Consider the following 23,922-nt stretch of genomic DNA (forward strand, 5'->3'; position numbering starts at 1 on the left):
ATGTCCCGACGCGACGGAGACGTCCTTCCCCTGACCGCGGCCCAGCGGGAGATCTGGCTCGCCGAGCAGAGCTCGCCGACGCCGATCCCCGGCTACCGCGTCGGTGAGTGCCTGGAGATCCATGGGCCGGTCGACCCGGAGCTGTTCGAAACCGCACTGCGCCGGGTGGTGGACGAGGTCGACGCCCTCCACGTCACCTTCACCGACGAAGGCGAAGGACCGCGCCAGACCCTCCGCGCGACCTGGGACTGGGCACCCGTACACCTCGACCTCGCGTCGGAGCCGGACCCCGGGGCGGCGGCCCGGGCATGGATGGAACACGACCTCGCCCGCCCGCTCGACCTCTCCCGCGATCCGCTGTTCGGCCACGCGCTGATCCGGCTGTCACCCACGGAATACCTCTGGTACCTGAACTACCACCACATGGTCCTGGACGCGATCAGCGCCTCGATGGTCCGGCAGCGGGTCGGCGAGGTGTATTCGGCGCTGGCCGAGGACGCCACCGTCCCGCCCACCCCGTTCGGCACACTGCGGGACCTGGTCGACAGCGACGCCGACTACCGCGCATCCGACGCCTTCACGGCGGACCGCGCCTACTGGAACGAGCGCTTCACCGACCTGCCCGCCCCGACCCGGCTCACCGACACCTCCACGACCGACCCGCACCAGGTCCTGCGTGTGGCCGGGGAACGCGAGCTTCGGGACCCGGAGGCACTGCGGGCGGCGGCGGCCAGGGCCGGAGTCAGGTGGTCCCGGGTGGTGATCGCGGCGACCGCGCTCTACGCCCACCGGCTGAGCGGCGCCCGCGACGTGGTCCTCGCCCTGCCCGTCACCGCCCGCCGGGGCGCCGGCCGCGACCTGATGTCCGTACCCGGCACGCTGTCCAACGTGGTCCCGCTGCGGCTGACCGTGCGGCCGGACATGCCCTGGGGCACGCTCGTGGCCCAGGTGGCGCGCGAGGTCGAGGCGGCCGTCGCACACGAGCGGTACCGGGGCGAGGACCTGCTGCGCGACCTCGGCGCACCCGGCGGCATCGGCACGGCGTTCCCGCTGATCGTCAACATCATGGCCTTCAACGCCAGGCCCACCTTCGCCGGACACCCCGCGTCCGTGCACCACTTCGTGTCCGGCTCCACCACCGACCTGGCCGTCTGGCTGTTCGACTACCGGGACGGCAACCCCCCGCTGCTCAGGCTGCACGGCGCGCCGGACGCGTACGGCGACGACGACCTCGCCGCACACCAGCAGAGGCTGCTTGCCCTGCTCGACGCCGTCGCGGGCCTCGACCCGGACGAGACGGTGGGCAGGGTCGGCCTGCTCACGACGGATGAGCACCGCGAGCTGGCGGCTCTGGGGACCGGGCCGGTGGTTCCGGCCGGTGTGGAGACGTTGCCGGGGGTGTTTCGGGCGCGGGTGCGGATGGTTCCGGACCTGACCGCCGTTGTGTGTGGTGATGTGTCGTTGTCGTATGCGGAGTTGGATGCGCGGGCGAATCGGTTGGCGCGTGTGTTGATGGTGCGGGGTGTGGGTCCGGAGCGGTTGGTCGCGGTGGCGTTGCCGAGGTCTGCGGATCTGGTGGTGGCGGTGTTGGCGGTGTTGAAGTCGGGTGCGGCGTATGTGCCGGTGGACCCGGAGTACCCGGCCGCTCGGATCGCGTATCTTCTGGATGATGCCCGGCCTGTGTTGACGGTGACCGATGTGCGTACCGGGCAGAGGCTTCCGGCGGACACCGGCGACCGGTTGGTGCTGGACGACCCGGCGACGGCGGCGGAGGTCGCATGCCGCCCCGCCACCGACCCGATGGTGGCGGTCGATGCCGGCCACCCCGCCTACGTCATCTACACCTCGGGGTCCACCGGCCGCCCCAAGGGCGTCGTCGCCACACACGGCGGCCTGGCCGACCTGCTCACCGACCACCAACAGGACCTGTTCGCACCGCTGTTGAAAACAAAGCGGCGGCTGCGCGTGGCGCTCACCACCTCGGTGTCCTTCGACGCCTCCTGGAACCAGCTGATGGCCCCCTTCGCAGGCCATGAGCTGCACGTCCTGGACCATGCGACCTGGACCGACCCGGAGGCATTCGTCGCGTACGCGGCAGACCGTGGGCTGGACTTCGTCGAAGCCACCCCTTCCTATCTCCACGACCTCGTATCGCACGGCCTGTTGAGCGACCCGCAGCGCAGTCCGGCGCTGGTCGCCGCCGGTGGCGAGGCCGTTCCGCAGCGGCTGTGGGAACGGTTGCGGGCGGTCGGCCACACGCGGTGCGTCAATCTGTACGGGCCCTCCGAGTGCACGGTCAACTCCGTTACCGCAATGGTCACTTCGAGCCCGGGGCCGGTCATCGGCCGGCCCGTCACCAACGCCCGGCTGTATGTGCTGGACGGGGCCCTGCGACCGGTGCCGAGCGGTGTGGCGGGTGAGCTGTACATCGCGGGTACGGGGTTGGCGCGTGGCTACCTCAACCGGCCGGGGCTCACCGCTGGGCGGTTCGTGGCCGACCCGTACGGCCCCGAAGGTACGCGCATGTACCGCACAGGCGACCTGGTGCGCTGGAACACGGACGCGAACCTTGAGTTCCTGGGCCGTACGGACGATCAGGTGAAGGTACGTGGTTTCCGTATCGAGCCCGGCGAGATCGAGGCCGCCCTCGCGGAGCACGAGGACATCGCACGTACCGCCGTCACCGTGCGCACCGAAGAGGAACCCCGCCTCGTCGCCTACGTCGTGCCCGCCGCCGGACGGGACATCGATCCGGACGCACTGCGGGCCCGGCTCCGCGACCGGCTGCCCGCGTACATGGTGCCGTCGGCGGTCGTGGTGCTGGACTCCCTGCCGCTGACCCCGAACGGCAAGCTGGACCGGCGCGCCCTCCCGGCCCCCGGGCACCGGCCCGCCGCGCCGGGCCGCGCCCCGCGCAGCGCGGTCGAGCACCTGTTGTCCGGGCTGTTCGCCGAAGTGCTGGGCGTCCCCGAGGTCGGCGTGGACGAGGGCTTCTTCGACCTCGGCGGGCACTCCCTGCTCGGCACCCGGCTCATCGCCCGGGCCCGGTCCGTGCTCGGTGTGGAACTGCGGCTCAGCGACCTGTTCGACGCGCCGACGGTGGCCCGGCTGGCGGCCAGGGTGGACGCGGCCGGACAGGCGCGCCCGGCGCTGGACCGGCGCGAGCGGCCCGAGACCGTGCCGCTGTCCTTCGCGCAGCGCCGGCTGTGGTTCCTGCACCGGATGGAGGGCCCCAGCGCCACGTACAACATCCCGCTGGCGCTGCGGCTGACCGGGAGCCTGGACGGCCACGCCCTCGAAGCCGCCCTGGCGGACATGGTCGAACGCCACGAGAGCCTGCGCACCGTCTTCCCGGCCGTCGCCGGTGTGCCGTGCCAGCGGGTGCTGGACCCCGACACGGCACGGCCCCGGCTGCGGGTGACCGAGACCGCCGAGCGCGAGCTGCCCGACCGGCTGGCCGAGGCGGCGCGTCAGGGCTTCGACCTCGCCGGCGAACCGCCGCTGCGCGCCGAGCTGTTCCGGCTCGGCGAGGAGGAGCACGTACTCCTGCTCGTCGTCCACCACATCGCCGGTGACGGCTGGTCGACGGGCCCGCTCTCGCAGGACCTGGCGACCGCCTACGCGGCCCGCGGCGAGGGCGCGAAGCCGCACTGGTCGCCGCTGCCGGTCCAGTACGCCGACTACACCCTGTGGCAGCGCGAACTGCTCGGCGACGGCGGCGACCCGGACAGCCTGCTGGGCGGCCAGCTCGGCTACTGGCGCGAACGCCTTGCGGGCCTGCCCGACCAGGTCGAGCTGCCCTTCGACCGGCCCAGGCCCGAGGCGATGTCCTACCGGGGCGCCCAGCTGCCCATCAGCGTCGACACAGAGCTGTACGAGGGCCTGCGCGGCCTCGCTCGCGACGGCGGGGCCAGCCTCTTCATGGTCCTCCAGGCCGGACTGGCCGCACTGCTCGGCAAGTTGGGCGCGGGCACCGACGTCCCGATCGGCACACCCGTCGCGGGGCGCACCGACGAGGCCCTGGACGAGCTGGTGGGCTTCTTCGTCAACACACTGGTGCTGCGCACCGACCTGTCCGGCGATCCGACGTTCACCGAACTCGTCACCCGGGTGCGCTCCGAGGCGCTGGCCGCCTACGCCCACCAGGACGTGCCGTTCGAGCACCTGGTCGAGGCGCTGAACCCGGCGCGTACCCTCGCCCACCACCCCCTGTTCCAGACGATGCTCACCCTTCAGAACGCGCCGTCCGGCACCTTCGACCTGCCCCGGCTGCGCGTGGCCTCCGGCCTGGTCCCCACCGGCACCGCCAAGTGCGACCTGACCTTCGTCCTCGCCGAACAGCCCGGCGGGGGAGGGATGTCGGGCGTGGTGGAGTACAGCACGGACCTGTTCGACGCGGCCACCGTCACCGGCATCGTGGAACGCTGGCTGCGGCTGCTGCACGCCGTCGCCGCCGACCCCGGCCGGCGCATCGGCCAGGTGGACGTGCTGTCCGACGACGAACTCCGGGCCCTGCGGCCGGCCGGCCGGGCCGTGGCACCGCCACAGCACAGCCTGCCCGCGCTGTTCGAGCGGCAGGCGCGGGCCACCCCCGACGCCACCGCCCTCACGGACGGCGCGACCACCCTCACGTACGGCGGTCTGAACGCCCGCGCCAACCGGCTGGCACACGCCCTGATCGAACGGGGCGCCGGCCCCGAGCAGTTGGTGGCGCTGGCGCTCCCGCGCTCGGCGGACCTGGTCGTCGCGGTGCTCGCGGTGCTCAAGGCGGGCGCGGCATATGTGCCGGTGGACCCGGAATACCCGGCCGCCCGGATCGCGTACCTCCTCCAGGACACCCGGCCATCACTGCTCCTGACCACCAGTCAGGTAAGCATGGAAGGCACGGAAGGCATGGACCGGCTGCTGCTGGACACCGCCGACCTGGACGGGCTGCCCGGCACCGACCCGGGCATCGCCGTCGACCCGGCTCACGCCGCCTATGTCATCCACACCTCCGGCTCCACCGGCCACCCCAAGGGCGTCGTGATCCCGCACCGCAACGTGGTGCGCCTCTTCGACACCACGCGCGAACGGTTCGCCTTCGGCGCCGACGACGTGTGGACGCTCTTCCACTCCTATGCCTTCGACTTCTCGGTCTGGGAGCTGTGGGGACCCCTGCTGCACGGCGGCCGCCTGGTGGTCGTGGACCACGAGACCAGCCGTTCCCCCGGCCGCTTCCTGGACCTGCTCGCCCGCGAACGGGTGACGGTGCTCAACCAGACGCCGTCCGCCTTCTACCAGCTGATGCAGGCTGACGCCGAGAACCCGGACACCGGCGACCGGCTCGCCCTGCGCACGGTGGTCTTCGGCGGCGAGGCACTGGAACACGCCCGGCTGGCCGGCTGGTACGAGCGCCACTCGGAGGACGCGCCGCGCCTGGTCAACATGTACGGCATCACCGAGACCACGGTGCACGTCACCCACACGGAACTCGGCCGGACCGCCACCACCCCCGGCGACATCGGCACCGCCCTCCCCGGCCTGTGCGCGTACGTCCTCGACGCCGGCCTGCGCCCGGTCGCCCCCGGCGTCCCCGGCGAGCTGTACGTCACGGGCCCCGGCCTGGCACGCGGCTACCTGAACCGGCCCGGCCTCACCGCAGGGCGCTTCGTGGCCGACCCGTACGGACCCGCCGGCGCACGCATGTACCGCAGCGGTGACGTGGTGCGCCGCGCCGCCGACGGCACCCTGCGCTACGTCGGCCGGGCCGACCAGCAGGTGAAGGTGCGCGGCTTCCGTATCGAACTCGGCGAGATCGAAGCCGCCCTGGCCGGACACCCGGACATCGCGCAGGTCGCCGTCCTCGCCCGGCAGGACCGTGCCGACGACACCCGGCTCGCCGCCTACCTCGTACCGGCCGCCGACACCGCCCCGCAGCCCGCCGCCCTGCGCGCGCACCTGCGCGAGCGGCTGCCGGAACACATGGTGCCCTCCGCGTTCGTCACGCTGGACACCCTGCCGCTGACCGTCAACGGCAAGCTGGACCACCGCGCCCTGCCCGCCCCCGGCCTCGCCCCCGCGACCTCATCCCGCGCACCGCGCACCGCCCGGGAGCGGATCCTGTGCGAGCTGTTCGCGGAGGTGCTGGGCACCCCGGCGGCCGGAGTGGACGACGGGTTCTTCGACCTCGGCGGGCACTCCCTGCTCGCCACCCGCCTCGCCGCCCGCATCCGCGCGACGCTCGGCGTGGAGATGCCGCTGCGCACGCTCTTCGAGGCACCGACCCCGGCCGCCCTCGCCACCGCCCTGGGCGCCGCAGGACCGACGCAGACCGCCCTGGCGCGCCGCGAGCGCCCCGAGACGGTCCCGCTGTCGTTCGCGCAGCGCCGGCTGTGGTTCCTGCACCAGCTGGAGGGCGCGGGCGCGAACTACCACATCTCCCTCACCTGGCGGCTCTCCGGAGACCTGGACCGGCGGGCCCTGGAGGCCGCCGTCGCGGACGTCGTCGCCCGCCACGAGAGCCTGCGCACCGTGTTCCCCGCGGTGGACGGCGTCCCCCACCAGCGTGTGCTGGACATGGCCGAGGCCCGCCCCGGCCTGCCCGTGCACCAGGCCACCGGGGCCGGGCTGCCGGCCCTGCTGGCGGCGGCGCGGAACCGGCGCTTCGACCTGGCCGCCGACCTGCCGCTGCGCGCCGAGCTGTTCGCCCTCGCCCCGGACGACCACGTCCTCCACCTGGTGCTCCACCACATCGCGGGCGACGGCTGGTCGCTGAGTCCCCTCGCGCAGGGCCTGACCGACGCCTACACGGCACGCGTCCGCGGCGAGGCCCCGCAGTGGGCGCCCCTCCCCGTCCAGTACGCCGACTACACCCTCTGGCAGCACGAACTGCTCGGCGACTCCGCCGACCGGGACAGCCTGCTCGCAGCCCAGGCCGACTACTGGACCCGGCAGCTCGCCGGGCTCCCCGAGCTGATCGAGCTGCCCGCCGACCGGCCCCGCCCGGCGGTCGCCTCGCACCGGGGCGGCTCCGTGCGCGCCGGCCTGGACGCCGCGCTGCACCGGGGGCTCAGCGACCTCGCGCGCGCCCACGGGACGAGCCTCTTCATGGTGCTCCAGGCCGGTCTGGCCGCGTTGTTGAGCAAGCTGGGGGCAGGCGACGACATCCCGCTCGGCAGCCCGGTCGCCGGCCGGACCGACCAGGCGCAGGACGAGCTGGTCGGCTACTTCGTCAACACCCTGGTCTTCCGCACCGACACCTCCGGCGACCCGACGTTCGCCGAGCTGCTGGACCGGGTCCGGGACACCGCGCTCGCCGGGTACGCCCACCAGGACGTGCCGTTCGAATACCTGGTCGAGGTGCTGAACCCGGCCCGGTCCCTCGCACACCACCCGCTGTTCCAGGTCATGCTGGCGCTCCAGAACGCACCCCGGGCCGACTTCGCCCCACCCGGCCTGCGCGTCGAGGACATGCCCTCCGCATCGGCCACGGCCAAGCTGGACCTGATCTTCACGATGGCCGAGCGGTACGCGGAGGACGGCACCCCGGACGGGCTCGACGGGTCCGTCGAGTACGCCGTCGACCTCTACGACCAGGCCACCGTCGAAACGATGCTCGCCCGCTGGGAGCGCCTGCTCCGCACCGCGGTCGCCGACCCCGGACAGCGGCTCAGCGGGCTCGACCTGCTGACGGCTGCGGAGCGGGACGCGCTTGCGATGCAGGGCAGCGGGCCGGTGGTCCCGGCCGGTGTGGAGACGTTGCCGGGGGTGTTTCGGGCGCGGGTGCGGATGGTTCCGGACCTGACCGCCGTTGTGTGTGGTGATGTGTCGTTGTCGTATGCGGAGTTGGATGCGCGGGCGAATCGGTTGGCGCGTGTGTTGATGGCGCGGGGTGTGGGTCCGGAGCGGTTGGTCGCGGTGGCGTTGCCGAGGTCTGTGGATCTGGTGGTGGCGATTCTGGCGGTGTTGAAGTCCGGTGCGGCGTACGTGCCGGTGGACCCGGAGTACCCGGCCGCCCGGATCGCGTATCTTCTGGATGATGCCCGGCCTGTGTTGACGGTGACCGATGTGCGTACCGGGCAAGGGCTTCCGGCGGACACCGGCGACCGGTTGGTGCTCGATGACCCCGGAACTTCCGCACTGATCGAAAGGTGCCCCGCCACCGATCCGATGGTGCCGGTCGATCCGGCCCAGCCGGTCTACGTCATCTACACCTCGGGGTCCACCGGCCGCCCCAAGGGCGTCGTCGCGACGCACACCGGCCTGGTCAACCTGTACGCCCACCAGGGCCCGCTGATCGCTCCGGCGGGGGAGCGGCTGCGCGTCGCCCTCACCACGTCCGTGTCGTTCGACGCCTCCTTGGACCAGCTGTTCGCCGTATTCGCCGGCCATGAGCTGCACGTCCTGGACGAGACGACCTGGACCGACCCCCGGGCCTTCCTCGACTACGCGGCGCGCTGCGGCCTGGACTACGTGGAAGCCACCCCGTCCTACCTCGCGGTTCTGGTCGAGCAGGGGTTGCTGGACGGTTCCGGGCATCGTCCGTCGTTGGTCGCGGCCGGGGGTGAGGCGGTCCCGCATCAGCTGTGGGAACGGTTGCGGGCGGCCGGCCACACGCGGTGCGTCAATCTGTACGGGCCCTCCGAGTGCACGGTCAACTCTGTTACCGCAGTGGTCGCTTCGAGCCCGGGGCCGGTCATCGGCCGACCCGTCGCCAACGCCCGGCTGTATGTGCTGGACGGGGCCCTGCGACCGGTGCCGAGTGGTGTGCCGGGTGAGCTGTACATCGCGGGTACGGGGTTGGCGCGTGGCTACCTCAACCGGCCGGGGCTCACGGCTGGGCGGTTCGTGGCCGACCCGTACGGCCCCGAAGGTACGCGCATGTACCGCACGGGCGACCTGGTGCGCTGGAACACGGACGCGAACCTTGAGTTCCTGGGCCGTACGGACGACCAGGTGAAGGTGCGCGGTTTCCGCATCGAGCCCGGCGAGATCGAGGCCGCCCTCGCGGAGCACGAGGACATCGCGCGTACCGCCGTAGTCGTCCGGCGGGGCGGCACACAGGGGCCCAGGCTCGTCGCATACGTGCAACCCGCCGCCGGAGCCGCACCGCGGACCGAGGAGTTGCGGACGCACCTGCGCGAGCGGCTGCCGGAGTACATGGTGCCGTCGGCGGTCGTGGTGCTGGACTCCCTGCCGCTGACCCCGAACGGCAAGCTGGACCGGCGCGCCCTGCCCGAGCCCGACGCCGCCACGACGGCCGGCCGGGCGCCGCGTACCCCCGAGGAACACGTGCTGGCCGGGCTGTTCGCCGAGGTGCTGGGCGTGCCACGGGTCGGTGCCGACGACGACTTCTTCGACCTCGGCGGGCACTCCCTGCTCGCCACCCGGCTCGTCGCCCGGGTCCGTACGACGCTGGGCGTGGAGCTGGCCCTGCCCACCCTCTTCCGTACGCCGACCGTGGCCGGACTGGCCGCCGGGCTGAGCACCGCCGGCCGGGCCAGGCCCGCGCTCGTACCGGCGGAGCGGCCCGCGCGGGTGCCGCTGTCCTCCGCTCAGCGCCGCCTCTGGTTCCTGCGCCAGCTGGAGGGCGCCGAATCCGTCTACAACATGCCCCTCGCCTGGCGGCTCACCGGTCCGCTGGACGCCGCCGCCCTCGAAGCGGCGCTCGGCGACCTCGTGGACCGGCACGAAACCCTGCGTACGGTCTTCCCGGCCCAGGACGGCATCCCGTACCAGCACGTGCTGGACACCGGGGCGGCACACCCGGACCTGACGGTGACCCCGGCCGGCGAGCGGAACCTGACCGAACTGCTGACGGCCGCCGCCGCGCGCGGCTTCGACCTCGCCGCCGAACCACCGCTGCGCGCCCAGGTGTTCGAGGTCGCGGCGGACGAACACGTGCTGCTCCTGGTGATGCACCACATCGCCGGCGACGGCTGGTCGCTCGGACCGCTGGCCGCCGACCTGGCCACCGCGTACGCGGCACGCGTCCGTGGCGAGGCCCCGCAGTGGGTGCCGCTTCCCGTCCAGTACGCCGACTACACCCTCTGGCAGCACGAACTGCTGGGCGACCCGTCCGACCCGTCCGACGCGGACAGCCTGCTCGCCCGGCAGACCGACTACTGGACGCGGACGCTCGCGGGCCTGCCCGAGCAGATCCGGCTGCCCGCCGACCGCCCCCGCCCCGCCGCGCCCTCCAGCGCCGGCGGCCGGCTCGCGATCGAGCTGGACGCGGAACTCCATGCCGGACTGGTCCGGCTCGGCCGTGAGCACGGCGCCAGCGTGTACATGGTGCTCCAGGCCGCCCTGGCCTCCCTGCTCGACAAACTGGGGGCGGGCCAGGACATCCCGGTCGGCAGCCTCATCGCCGGCCGCACCGACCAGGCCCTGGACGACCTCGTCGGGTTCTTCGTCAACACGCTGGTCCTGCGCACCGACACCTCGGGCGACCCCACGTTCGCCGAACTGCTGGGCCGCGTACGGGAGAACGCGCTCGGCGCGTACGCCCACCAGGACCTGCCGTTCGAGCAGGTCGTGGAGGCGCTGAACCCGGCCCGGTCGCTCACCCGCCAGCCGCTGTTCCAGGTGCTGCTGGCCCTCCAGAACGTGCCGCGCACCGATTTCGCCCTGAGCGGTCTCGCCACCGAACCCGTCCTGGTGGGCACACCGACGACGATGTTCGACCTCGGCTTCCACCTGTTGGAGCGCGGCGGCCCCGGTGCCTCCGAGGGCATCGTCGGGCGCGTCGAGTACAGCACCGACCTGTTCGACGCCGCCACGGTGGAGACCCTGGTCGCCCGCTGGCTGCGGCTCCTCGCGGCGGTCGTCGCCGCGCCGGGGCTGCCGCTGAGCCGCATCGACGTCCTCACCGCCGGTGAACGCCACGAGCTGCTGGCCGCCTGCAACGACACGGCCCGCCCGGCCGCCGACACCACCCTGCCCGCCCTCTTCGAGGAGCGGGTCCGGGCCACCCCGGACGCCCCGGCCGTGGTCTACGAGGACACCGTGCTGTCGTACGGGGAGCTGAACCGCCGGGCCAACCGCCTCGCCCACGCGCTGATCGCACGTGGGGTGGGCCCCGAACAGGTCGTCGCCCTCCGGCTGCCGCGCTCCGCCGAACTGGTGGTCGCGATCCTCGCGGTGCTCAAGACGGGCGCGGCATACCTGCCGGTGGACCCGGACTACCCGGCCGCCCGCATCGCGTACATGGTGGAGGACGCGCGCCCGGCCGTGGTGCTCGACGACCTCGCCTCCGTAACGCCGTCCGGCACGCTGCCGGAGCACGACCCGGATGTGCGCACTGACCCGCGCCAACCGGCCTACGTCATCTACACCTCCGGGTCCACCGGCCGGCCCAAGGCCGTCGTCATGCCCACCGCCGCACTGCTCAACCTGCTGGCCTGGCACCACCGGGCCGTCGGCGGCGAACCCGGCACGCGCACCGCGCAGTTCACCGCGATCAGCTTCGACGTCTCCGTGCAGGAGACGCTGTCCGCGCTGCTGTACGGCAAGACCCTGGTGGTCCCCACCGAGGAGCAGCGCCACAGCGCCGAACTGTTCGCCCACTGGCTGGACCGCCACCGGGTCGAGGAGCTGTTCGCGCCCAACCTGGTGATCGAGGCGCTGGCCGAGGCCGCCGAGGAGGCCGGTCTCGGCCTGCCGCACCTGCGGCTCGTCGCCCAGGCCGGGGAGGCGATGCGCCTGAGCGGTGCGGTACGCCGCTTCGCCGCCCGGTCCGGCCGGGTGCTGCACAACCACTACGGGCCCGCCGAGACCCACGTCATCACCGCCTACGCGCTCCCGGCCGACCCCGCCGACTGCCCGCAGCCCGTGCCGATCGGCCGCCCCGTCGACAACTGCCGGGTGTACGTCCTGGACGAGGCCCTGCGCCCGGTCGCCCCCGGAGTCCTCGGCGAGCTGTACCTCGCCGGCACCGGGCTCGCCCGGGGCTACCTCGGCCGGCCGGAGCTGACCGCCGGACGTTTCGTCGCGGACCCCTACGGGCCGGCCGGCGCGCGGATGTACCGCACCGGAGACCTGGTCCGCTGGGGCGCCCACGGCGAGCTGGAATTCGTCGGCCGGGCCGACCACCAGGTCAAGGTGCGCGGCTTCCGCGTCGAGCCCGGCGAGATCGAGGCCGAGCTGACCGCACACCCCGGCGTCTCCCAGGCCGCGGTGCTCGCCCGGGAGGACCGGCTCGTCGCCTACGTCGTCCTGTCGGACCCGGGCGCGACGACCCCGGCCGCGCTCGCCGCCCACCTGCGCGACCGGGTGCCGGACTACCTGGTGCCGTCCGCGTTCGTGCTGCTCGACGTGCTCCCGCTGACGCCGAACGGGAAGCTGGACCGGGCGGCGCTGCCCGCGCCCGACGCCGTGTCCACGGGGGGAGGCCGGGCGCCGCGTACCCCGCAGGAGCAGATCCTGTGCGAGCTGTTCGCCGACGTTCTGGGCCTCGCCCGGGTCGGGGCCGAGGACGACTTCTTCGCGCTCGGCGGGCACTCCCTGCTCGCCACCCGGCTCGTCTCGCGGGTCCGGGCGGCCCTCGGGGTCGAACTGGAGCTGCGCGCCCTGTTCCGGACCCCGACACCGGCCGGTCTGGCGGCCGGGCTGCATGACGCCGGCACCGCGCGCCGCGCGCTCGTGCCCCGGCCCCGGCGCGAGATGCTGCCGCTGTCGTTCGCCCAGCGCCGCCTCTGGTTCCTCCAGCAGTTCGGGGCGCCGAGCGCCACCTACCACATGCCGCTGGCCCTGCGGCTCTCCGGAGACCTGGACCGGGACGCGCTCGGTGCCGCCCTGGCCGATGTGATGACCCGGCACGAGACCCTGCGCACGGTGTTCCCGCACACCGGCGGCATCCCGCACCAGCGCGTGCTGGACACCTCCGAGGCCGGCGTCCCGCTCACCGTGCGCCCGGCCGGCGAGTCCGAGATGCCCGCGCTGCTGCGGGACGCGGCCGTGCGCGGCTTCGACCTGACCACCGAAATCCCCCTGCGCGCCGAGCTGTTCGAGGTTGCACCGGACGAACACGTGCTGCTCCTCGTCATGCACCACATCGTCGGGGACGGCTGGTCCATGGGCCCGCTCGCCCGCGACCTGGCCACCGCCTACACCACCAGGCGGAGCGGCGGCGCACCGGAGTGGCCGCCGCTGCCGGTGACGTACGCCGACTACACCCTGTGGCAGCACGAGATCCTCGGCGACGAGAGCGACGCCGACAGTCTCTTCTCCCGCCAAGTCGCCTACTGGCAGCGGACACTGGCGGGCCTGCCGGAACAGCTGCAACTGCCGGCCGACCGGCCGCGCCCCGCTGTCATGTCGTACGCCGGTGATGTGCTGGAACTCCGCATCGACGCCGAACTGCACGCCGGACTGGTGGAGTTGGCGCGCCGGTCCGGAGCAACCCTCTTCATGGTGTTGCAGGCGGGTCTGGCGGCGTTGTACACGCGGTTGGGTGCGGGGACGGATGTCGCGATCGGGAGTCCGATCGCGGGGCGTACGGATGAGGCGTTGGACGATCTGGTCGGGTTCTTCGTGAACACGTTGGTGTTGCGGACGGATACGAGTGGTGATCCGGGTTTCGGTGAGTTGCTGGGCCGGGTGCGGGAGACGGCGTTGTCGGCGTATGCCCATCAGGATGTGCCGTTCGAGCACTTGGTGGAGGCGTTGAACCCGTCCAGGTCGCTGTCCCACCACCCCCTTTTCCAGACCGGCCTGGTCGTGCAGAACGCGCCGGGCAGCGCCTTCGATCTGCCCGGCCTTCAGGTCTCCGCGATGCCCGTGCTCACCGGCACCGCACGGCTCGACCTGACCTTCGGGTTCGCGGAGGAGTACGGCCCCGACGGCACGCCGGCGGGCCTCAGCGGTGCCGTCGAGTACAGCACCGACCTGTTCGACCGCGCGACGGTCGAGGCGCTGGCCACCAGGTGGACCAGGCTCCTGGCCGAGGCCGTCACCGCTCCGGAGCGCCCGATCGGCGCCATCGACCTGCTGTCCGCCGAGGAGCGCGGCGAGCTGTTGCCCGCAGTGGGGGCCGAGGCGGCCGGGACGAGCCTGCCGGAACTGTTCGCGCCACGGGTGGCGGCGACGCCGGACGCGGTCGCGCTCGTCTGTGGCGGCGACACGCTGACGTATCGGCAGCTCGACTGCCGTGCGAACCGGTTCGCGCATGCGTTGGTCGCGCGTGGGGTGGGTCCGGAGTCGGTGGTTGCGGTGGCTCTGCCGAGGTCGGTGGAGTCGGTGGTCGCCGTGCTGGGTGTGCTGAAGGCCGGTGCGGCGTATTTGCCGGTCGATCCCGAGTACCCCGAGGCCCGGATCGCGTACATGCTGGACGATGCCCGTCCGGCGTTGGTGGTGGATGACCCCGCGATGGTGTCGGAGGGTGACTGGCCGGAGACGGATCCGCGGGTCGCGGTCGATGTGCGGCACCCGGCGTACGTCATCTACACCTCCGGCTCCACCGGCCGCCCCAAGGGCGTCGTCGTGAGCCATGCGGGTGTGTCGCGCCTGGCGGCGGTGCAGGCCGACCGGCTCGGCGTGGCGGCGGGGAGCCGGGTGCTCCAGTTCGCCTCGCCCAGCTTCGACGCGTCCTTCTGGGACCTGTGCAGTGCGCTGCTGACCGGCGCCGCGCTCGTCCTCGCCCCCGCCGACACCCCCCTGGACGCCCTGACGGACCCCGGGCTCGCCGTCACCCATGTGACACTGCCGCCCTCCGCCCTCGCCGCCCTGGGCGACGCCGAACTCACGGCCTCCACCCTGGTGGTGGCGGGCGAGGCGTGCTCACCGGAACTGGTGGCGCGGTGGGCGCCCGGACGGCGGATGATCAACGCCTACGGCCCGACCGAGACCACCGTCTGCGCGACCATGAGCGACCCGCTGACCCCCGGCACCGGTGTGCCCCCGATCGGCCGGCCGGTCGCAGACTTCCGGACCTACGTGCTGGACGAGCGGCTGCGCCCCGTACCGCCGGGTGTGACCGGCGAGTTGTACGTCGCCGGGCCCGGCCTGGCACGCGGCTATCTGGGCCGCCCGGGCCTGACGGCGGGACGGTTCACGGCCTGCCCGTTCGGGCCGGCGGGCGCGCGGATGTACCGCACCGGCGACCTGGTCCGGCGCCGCGCCGGCGGCGAGCTGGAGTACGCCGGCCGCGCCGACGACCAGGTGAAGGTGCGCGGCTTCCGCGTCGAGCCCGGCGAGGTCGAAGCCGCGCTCGCCGCACACCCCGCCGTCGCCCAGGCCGCCGTCGTGGCCCGGGACGACCGGCTCGTCGGCTATGTGGTGCCGCGCCCCGCAGCGGCCGTACGCCCCGCGGAGCTGGCCGCCCACCTGCGCGAGCGGCTGCCGGACTACTTGGTGCCGTCCGCGTTCGTGCTGCTCGACGTGCTCCCGTTGACGCCGAACGGGAAGCTGGACCGGGGCGCGCTGCCCGCGCCCGAGGCAGCGTCCACGGGAGGCGGCCGGGCGCCGCGTACCCCGCGGGAACAGATCCTCGCCGAGCTGTTCGCCGAGGTCCTCGACGTGCCACAGGTCTCCGTGGACGACGACTTCTTCGACCTGGGCGGGCACTCCCTGCTCGCGACCAGGCTCGTCGCCCGGGTGCGCACGGTGCTCGGGGCGGAACTCGGGCTGCGCGCCCTCTTCCAGACACCCACCGTGGCCGGCCTGGCCGGAGCCCTCGCCGCGGCCGACGGAGTGCGCCCGGCGCTCACCGCGTACCAGCGGCCCGACGCGGTGCCGCTGTCCTTCGCCCAGCGCCGCCTGTGGTTCCTGCACCGCATGGACGCCACCGCCGCCACCTACCACATCCCGCTGGCGCTCCAGCTCACCGGAACGCTCGACCGGGACGCGCTCGACCAGGCGCTGGCCGATGTGGTGGCCCGGCACGAGAGCCTGCGCACGGTGTTCCAGGAGGTCGACGGCGTACCCTGCCAGCGCCTGCTGGAACCGGCCACCGTCCGGCTCCGGGCACGCCCGGCCGACGTACCGGCGGACGAACTGCCGCACCTGCTCGCCGAATCCGCCCGGCAGCCCTTCGACCTGTCGGCCGAACCACCGCTGCGGGCCGAGCTGTTCACGGTCGCGCCCGACGAACACGTGCTGCTCCTCGTCATGCACCACATCGCCGCCGACGGCTGGTCCACCGGGCCGCTGGCCCGCGACCTCGCCGAGGCGTACGCGGCACGCTGCGAAGGCCGCACGGCGGACCGGCCGGAACTGCCGGTCCAGTACGCCGACTACACGCTCTGGCAGCGTGATCTGCTCGGCGACGCGACCGACCCGGAGAGCCGGTTCGCCGAACAACTCGACTACTGGAAGCGGCAACTGGCCGACCTGCCGGAACTGTTGCCGCTGCCCACCGACCGCCCCCGCCCGGCCGTCGCCGGCTGGCAGGGCAGCCACATCGGACTGGAGCTCGACACCGAACTGCACCACGCGCTCGTGGAGTTGGCCCGGCGGACCGGAACCAGCCTGTTCATGGTGTTGCAGGCGGGTCTGGCGGCGTTGTACACGCGGTTGGGTGCGGGGACGGATGTCGCGATCGGGAGTCCGATCGCGGGGCGTACGGATGAGGCGTTGGACGATCTGGTCGGGTTCTTCGTCAATACGTTGGTGTTGCGGACGGATACGAGTGGTGATCCGGGTTTCGGTGAGTTGCTGGGCCGGGTGCGGGAGACGGCGTTGTCGGCGTATGCCCATCAGGATGTGCCGTTCGAGCACTTGGTGGAGGCGTTGAACCCGTCCAGGTCGCTGTCCCACCACCCCCTTTTCCAGACCATCCTGGCCGTGCAGAACGCCCCGACCGGCCGCTTCTCGCTGCCCGGTCTGGATGTGACGACCTACGCGGTCGCGACCGGCACCGCGAAGTTCGACCTCGGCGTGAGCATGGTCGAGCAGTTCGGCCCGGACGGCACCCCGGCAGGGATCGTCGGCGCCGTCGAATACGCCACCGACCTGTTCGACCGTACGACGGTGGAGGCACTGGTCCGACGCTGGACGCTCCTCCTGAAGGCCGTCACCGCCGACCCGGAACAGCCGATCGGCGGAATCGACCTCCTCGACGCCGACGAACGCCACCAGATGCTGGAACGGGACAACGCGACCGCCCGCGACGTCGGCGCGCTCCCGCTGCCCCGGGCCTTCGCGGCACGGGTGGCGGCGACGCCGGACGCGGTCGCGCTCGTCTGTGGCGGCGACACGCTGACGTATCGGCAGCTCGACTGCCGTGCGAACCGGTTCGCGCATGCGTTGGTCGCGCGTGGGGTGGGTCCGGAGTCGGTGGTTGCGGTGGCTCTGCCGAGGTCGGTGGAGTCGGTGGTCGCCGTGCTGGGTGTGCTGAAGGCCGGTGCGGCGTATTTGCCGGTCGATCCCGAGTACCCCGAGGCCCGGATCGCGTACATGCTCGATGACGCCCGTCCGGCGTTGGTGGTGGACGACCCCGCGATGGTGTCGGAGGGCGACTGGCCGGAGACGGACCCGCAGGTCGCGGTCGATGTGCGGCACCCGGCATACGTCATCTACACCTCCGGCTCCACCGGCCGCCCCAAAGGCGTCATCGTCGGACACGGGGGTGTGGCGAGCCTGGTCGCCGGGCAGATCGAGCGCTTCGCGGTCGAAGCCGACAGCCGGGTCCTGCAATTCGCCTCGCCCAGCTTCGACGCCTCGGTGTCGGAGATCTGCACCGCCCTGCTCAGCGGCGCCGCCCTCGTGCTGCCCACAGCCGCCGGGCCCCTCGCCGCACTCACCGACCCGGAACTCGGCATCACCCATGTCACCGTGCCGCCGTCCGTCCTCGCCGCCGTTCCGGACGGGGCGGTGACCGCGTCGACGCTGGTCGTGGCCGGCGAGGCATGCCCGCCCGAGCTGGTGGCACGGTGGGCGCCCGGGCGCCGGATGATCAACGCCTACGGCCCGACCGAGACCACCGTCTGCGCGACCATGAGCGACCCGCTGACCCCCGGCACCGGTGCGCCCCCGATCGGCCGGCCCATCGCCAACGCCCGGGTGTACGTCCTGGACGGCAGGCTGCGGCCGGTGCCGCCCGGCGTCACCGGCGAGCTGTACGTGGCCGGCGCCGGCCTCGCCCGGGGCTACCTCGACCGGCCCGGACTGACGGCCGGCAGGTTCGTCGCCTGCCCGTACGCGACCGGCGAGCGCATGTACCGCACCGGCGACCTCGTCCGCCGGCTGGGCGACGGACAGCTGGAGTACGCCGGCCGCGCCGACGACCAGGTGAAGGTGCGCGGCTTCCGCATCGAGCCCGGCGAGATCGAAGCCGCGCTCGCCGCACACCCCGCCGTCGCGCAGACCGCCGTCCTCGCCCAGGACGACCGGCTCGTCGGCTACGTCGTCCCGCACCAGGACACGGCCCGGGACAGCGGCCTCGAAGCGGACCAGGTGGGGGAGTGGCAGGACATCTACGACGCCCTGCCCATCGCCCCCGGCTCCGCCCCCTTCGGCGACAACTTCGTCGGCTGGAACAGCAGTTACGACACACGGCCCATCCCCGAGGAGCAGATGCGGGAATGGCGGGACGCCACCGTGGCCCGCATCCTCGGCCTCGCACCCCGCCGGGTGCTCGAAGTCGGCGTCGGCACCGGTCTGCTGCTCTCGCAGATCGCACCCCACTGTGAGACCTACTGGGCGACCGACTTCTCCGCCACCGCCATCGACGCACTGGCCGCCCAGGTCGCCCGGGAAGAAGGGCTCACCGGGCGGGTGGTGCTCCAGACCCGTCCGGCACACGACACCGACGGGCTGCCGGCCGGCACATTCGACACCATCGTCATCAACTCGGTGGTGCAGTACTTCCCGTCCGCCGACTACCTCGCCGACGCCATCGCCAAGCTCATGGCGCTGCTCGCCCCCGGTGGCGCGCTGTTCATCGGAGACGTACGCAATCTGCGCCTGCTGCGCCCGCTCGCGACCGCCGTCCAGCTGCACCGTACGACCGAGGACACCGACCCCGCGGCCGTACGCCGCGCGGTGGAACAGGCGGTCCGGGTGGAGAAGGAACTCCTGGTCGACCCGGACTTCTTCACCGCCTTGCGGGACCACGGCACGGACATCGGCGCGGTGGCCGTCGAGCTCAAACGCGGCCACCACCACAACGAACTGAGCCGCTACCGCTACGACGTCACCCTGCACAAGGCGACGCCCCCGGCCCCCGCGCCCCCGACCGCCGACCTCGCCTGGGGACGGGACATCGCAGACCCCGACACACTGCGCGACCTGCTCACCGAGCCGCCCGCCGGCGCACTGCGGATCACCGGAGTGCCCAACCGCCGCGTCCTGCGGGAAACCGCCCTGGCCCGGGCGCTGCACGAAGAGGACACCACCCTCGCGGAGCTGCTGGAACGGCTGCACACCCCGGAGCGGGAACACGGGCTTCCCGACCCCGAGGACTTCCACACCCTCGGCCGGGAGCACGGCCGCACGGTGTCCGTCACCTGGTCGGCCGCCTCGGACGACGCCATGGACGTGGTCTTCGCCGACCCGGACGGCTCCCCGGTCGCCCACCGCCCCACGGGGCCCGCCGGCCGGGCGCTGTCCTCGCTGACCAACCGCCCGACCGGCAGCCGGAGCACCGGCGCCCTCCTCGGCGAACTCCGCGACTGGCTGCGCGAACGGCTCCCCGACCACCTCGTCCCCTCGGCGTTCGTCGCGCTGGACGCCCTGCCGCTGACCGCCGCCGGGAAGCTGGACCGGCGCGCCCTGCCCGCACCCGACCTCGGCCCCGCCATGGGCGGACGGGCACCCCGCACCCCGCAGGAGCAGCTGCTCACGGAGCTGTACGCGGAGGTGCTGGGACTCGCCCAGGTCGGGGTGGACGACAGCTTCTTCGACCTCGGCGGGCACTCGCTGCTAGCGACCCGCCTCGCCTCCCGGGTCCGGGCGACCCTCGGCGCGGAGCTGGAGGTCCGCACCCTCTTCGAGACCCCCACCGCGGCCGGTCTGGCGGCCCGCCTCGACGGGTCCGGAGCGGCGCGCCCCGCGCTGACCGCCCAGCCGCGCCCGGAGCGCGTGGAGCTGTCCTTCGCGCAGCGCCGCCTGTGGTTCCTGCACCGGATGGACGGGCCGAGCGCCACGTACAACATGCCGCTCGCGCTGGACCTCACCGGCAGCCTCGACCGGGCCGCGCTGCACGCCGCGCTCGCGGACGTCATCGCCCGGCACGAGAGCCTGCGCACGGTGTTCCGCGAGAGCGACGGCACCCCGCACCAGGTCGTGCTGCCCCCGGCCCAGGCCCACCCCGCGCTGCCCGTCGTGGACCTGGACGAGAGCGCGCTGGCCGGACGCCTGGCCGAAGCGGCACAGCGCGGCTTCGACCTGGCGGCGGAGCCCCCGGTCAGGGCCGAGCTGTTCGCGCTCGCCCCCGACCGGCACGTGCTGCTCGTCGTGGTGCACCACATCGCCGCCGACGGCTGGTCCATGGGCCCGCTCTCCGCCGACCTCGCGACCGCGTACGCCGCCCGCCGCCGTGACGAGGAACCGGGCTGGTCCCCGCTGCCCGTGCAGTACGCCGACTACACCCGCTGGCAGCGCGACCTGCTCGGCGACGCGGGCGACCCGGACAGCCTCTTCGCCCGGCAGCTCGCCTACTGGCGGGACGAGCTCGCGGGCATCCCGCAGCAGCTCCAGCTCCCCGCCGACCGGCCCCGGCCGCCCGTCGCCTCGCAGCGCGGGGACCGGGTCGTCGTCCGGCTCGAACCCGAGCTGCACCAGGCCCTGCGCGACCTCGCCACCGAACGCGGCGCCAGCATGTTCATGGTGCTCCAGGCCGGACTCGCCGCCCTGCTCACCCGGCTCGGCGCCGGTACGGACATCCCCATCGGCAGCCCGATCGCCGGCCGCACCGACCAGGCGCTGGACGAGCTCGTCGGCTTCTTCGTCAACACGCTCGTCCTGCGCACCGACACCGGCGGCGACCCCTGCTTCGCCGAACTCCTCGGCCGGGTCCGGCAGAAGGCGCTCACCGCCTACGACCACCAGGACGTGCCGTTCGAATACCTGGTGGAGGTGGCCAACCCGGTGCGGTCCCTGGCCCACCACCCGCTCTTCCAGGTCATGCTGGCCCTCCAGAACGCCCCGCTCGGCGACTTCGCACTGCCCGGCCTGGAAACGGGCCACCTGGAAGCACCGACCGGGACCTCCCGCGTCGACCTCACCTTCAGCCTGGCCGAGCGGTTCCGCCCGGACGGCGGCGCCGACGGACTCGTCGGCGCGGTGGAGTTCGCCACCGATTTGTTCGACGCGGCCACCGTGGAGCTGCTGTTCGAACGCTGGGCCCGGCTGCTGCGGGCGGCCGTCGCCGCACCGGACCGGCCGGTCAGCGGGATCGACCTCATGTCCGCCGACGAACGTCACCGGCTGCTCCACGCGTTCAACGACACCGCCGCGGAACTGCCCCCGGACGCCCTGCCCGCGCTGTTCGCCCGCCAGGTGCGCGCCACCCCGGACGCCGTCGCCGTCGTGGCGGACGGCACCGAGCTGACGTACACGGAACTCGACCGGCGCGCCGACTCCCTGGCCCGGGCCCTGATCCGCCAGGGCGTCCGGCCCGAGACACCGGTCGCGGTCATGCTGGACCGCTCGGCTGAGCTGGTCGTGGCGCTCCTGGCCGTCATCAAGGCCGGCGGCGCCTACGTCCCCCTGGACCCGCGCTTCCCGTCCTCCCGCATCGAACTGATCCTGCGGGAGAGCGGCGCCGCGCTCGTCCTCACCCAGGAGGTCCTGGCCGCGCTGGAGGCGTCCGGACACCACGAGCCGGAGGCCGCAGAAGTGCCGTGTGAGCCAGGGCAGTTGGCGTACATCATGTACACCTCCGGCTCGACCGGGCGGCCGAAGGGCGTGGCCGTCACCCACCGGGACGTGGCGGGCCTCGCGCTCAGCCCGGAGTGGCGCGGCGGCGGACACGAACGCGTACTCATGCACTCGCCGACCGCCTTCGACCTCTCCACCTACGAACTGTGGGTGCCGCTGCTCAGCGGCGGCCGGATCGTCGTCGCACCGCCCGGACAGCTCGACCTCGACCTGCTCCAGCACACCGTCGCCACACACGGCGTCACCGGACTCTGGCTGACCGCCGGGCTGTTCCGGCTCGTCGCCGAGGAACGCCCCCGGCTGCTCGCCGGAGTGCGTGAGGTGTGGACCGGCGGCGACGTGGTCTCCCCGGCCGCCGTCGCCCGGGTGCTCGACGCCTGCCCCGGCATCGAGGTCGTCAACGGCTACGGACCCACCGAGGCCACCACCCTGGCCACCCGCCACCAGGTGTGCGACCTCCCCGAGAACGCCGCGACCGTGCCCATCGGCGGACCCATGGCCAATATGCGCGCCTATGTGCTGGACGACCGGCTGCGCCCGCTGCCCGCCGGCCTCGTCGGCGAGCTGTACCTCGCCGGTACGGGGGTGGCGCGCGGCTACCTCGGCCGGCCCGGCCTCACCGCGGAACGCTTCACCGCCGACCCGTACGGGCCCGCCGGCAGCCGCATGTACCGCACCGGCGACCTCGCCGCATGGCGCCCCGACGGCACGCTGGACTTCGCCGGGCGCGCCGACCACCAGGTCAAGCTGCGCGGCCAGCGTATCGAGCCCGGCGAGGTCGAAGCCGTCCTCGCGGGCTGCCCCGGCGTCGCCCAGGCGGCCGTCGTCGCCCGCGAGGACCGGCCCGGGGACAAGAGCCTCGTCGCCTACCTGGTGCCCGCGCCCGACGCCCTGCCGGAGACCGCCGAGCTGTCCGGCCGGCTGCGCCGCGAACTGCCCGACTTCATGGTCCCGGCCGCCTTCGTCACCGTGGACGCGCTGCCGCTGACCGCCAACGGCAAGCTGGACCGGGCCGCCCTGCCCGCCCCGGACTACGGGGTTTCCGGTGTGGGGCGCGGGCCCCGGACCCCGCAGGAGCAGCTGCTGTGCGGGCTCTTCGCCGAAGTGCTGGGCCGCGAACAGGTCGGCATCGACGACGGCTTCTTCGACCTCGGCGGACACTCGCTGCTGGCCGCCCGGCTTGCCGCACGCGTCCGCGAGACCCTGGGCCTGGACCTGGGGCTGCGCATGCTGTTCGAGGCGCCGACCGTCGCCGGGCTCACCGAACGCCTCGCCATGAACAACCCGGACGACGCCCTGGACGTACTCCTCCCGCTGCGTTCGACCGGCACGGAGACCCCGCTGTTCTGCGTCCACCCCGGCGGCGGTATCAGCTGGTCGTACAGCGGACTGCTCAACCACATCGGCCCGCAGCATCCGGTCTACGCCATCCAGGCGCGCGGCCTCGGACGCCCCGAACCGCTGCCGGAGTCGTACGAGGAAATGGCGGCCGACTACGCCGACCACATCCAGAAGATCCAGCCGCAGGGGCCGTACCTGCTGCTCGGCTGGTCCGCGGGCGGACTGATCGCCCACGCACTCGCCTGCGAACTCCGGGCGCGCGGCGAACGGACCGCCCTCCTGGCCGTCCTCGACGCCTACCCGGTGAAGGACGTCCGGTTCGAGGACGAACCCGTGCCCACCGTGCGGGACGTGCTCGTCGGTGTGCTCGACGTCGACCCGGCCGAGCTGGGCGACCGCGACATCACCTACGCGGAGGTCGCCGAGGTGCTGAACCGGCGCGGCAGCGCCCTCGCCGGGCTCGACGAGCGGCAGGTCGAGGTCATCGTCGACATCATGATCAACAACGCGAAGCTGGCGGTCGAGTTCGTCCCCGGCAGCCACGACGGCGACCTGCTGCTGTTCAACTCCACGATCGACCGGGCCCAGGACGACGACGCCGGACCGGACGTCTGGCGCCCGTACATCACGGGCCGGATCGAATCCCACGAGATCACCACCCGGCACGACCAGATGACCCGGGCCGGTTCGCTGGCCCAGATCGGACCGGTCCTGGCCGCCAGGATCGCCGAGGTCACCGGAGACGCCGGTGACCTCACCCTCACCCCTCAGGAGGACTGA

At 73.3% G+C, this 23,922-nt stretch carries 1 protein-coding gene; it reads left to right on the top strand.

Going from position 1 to position 23,922, the window contains the following annotated elements; all coding sequences use genetic code 11:
• Window positions 1–23,922, top strand: coding sequence for a non-ribosomal peptide synthase/polyketide synthase (locus OG338_RS28375; RefSeq protein ID WP_405940076.1), 23,922 nt, complete (start codon window positions 1–3; stop codon window positions 23,920–23,922).

Origin of the sequence: Streptomyces sp. NBC_00726 (assembly GCF_045161735.1) — a bacterium.
Classification (GTDB): domain Bacteria; phylum Actinomycetota; class Actinomycetes; order Streptomycetales; family Streptomycetaceae; genus Streptomyces.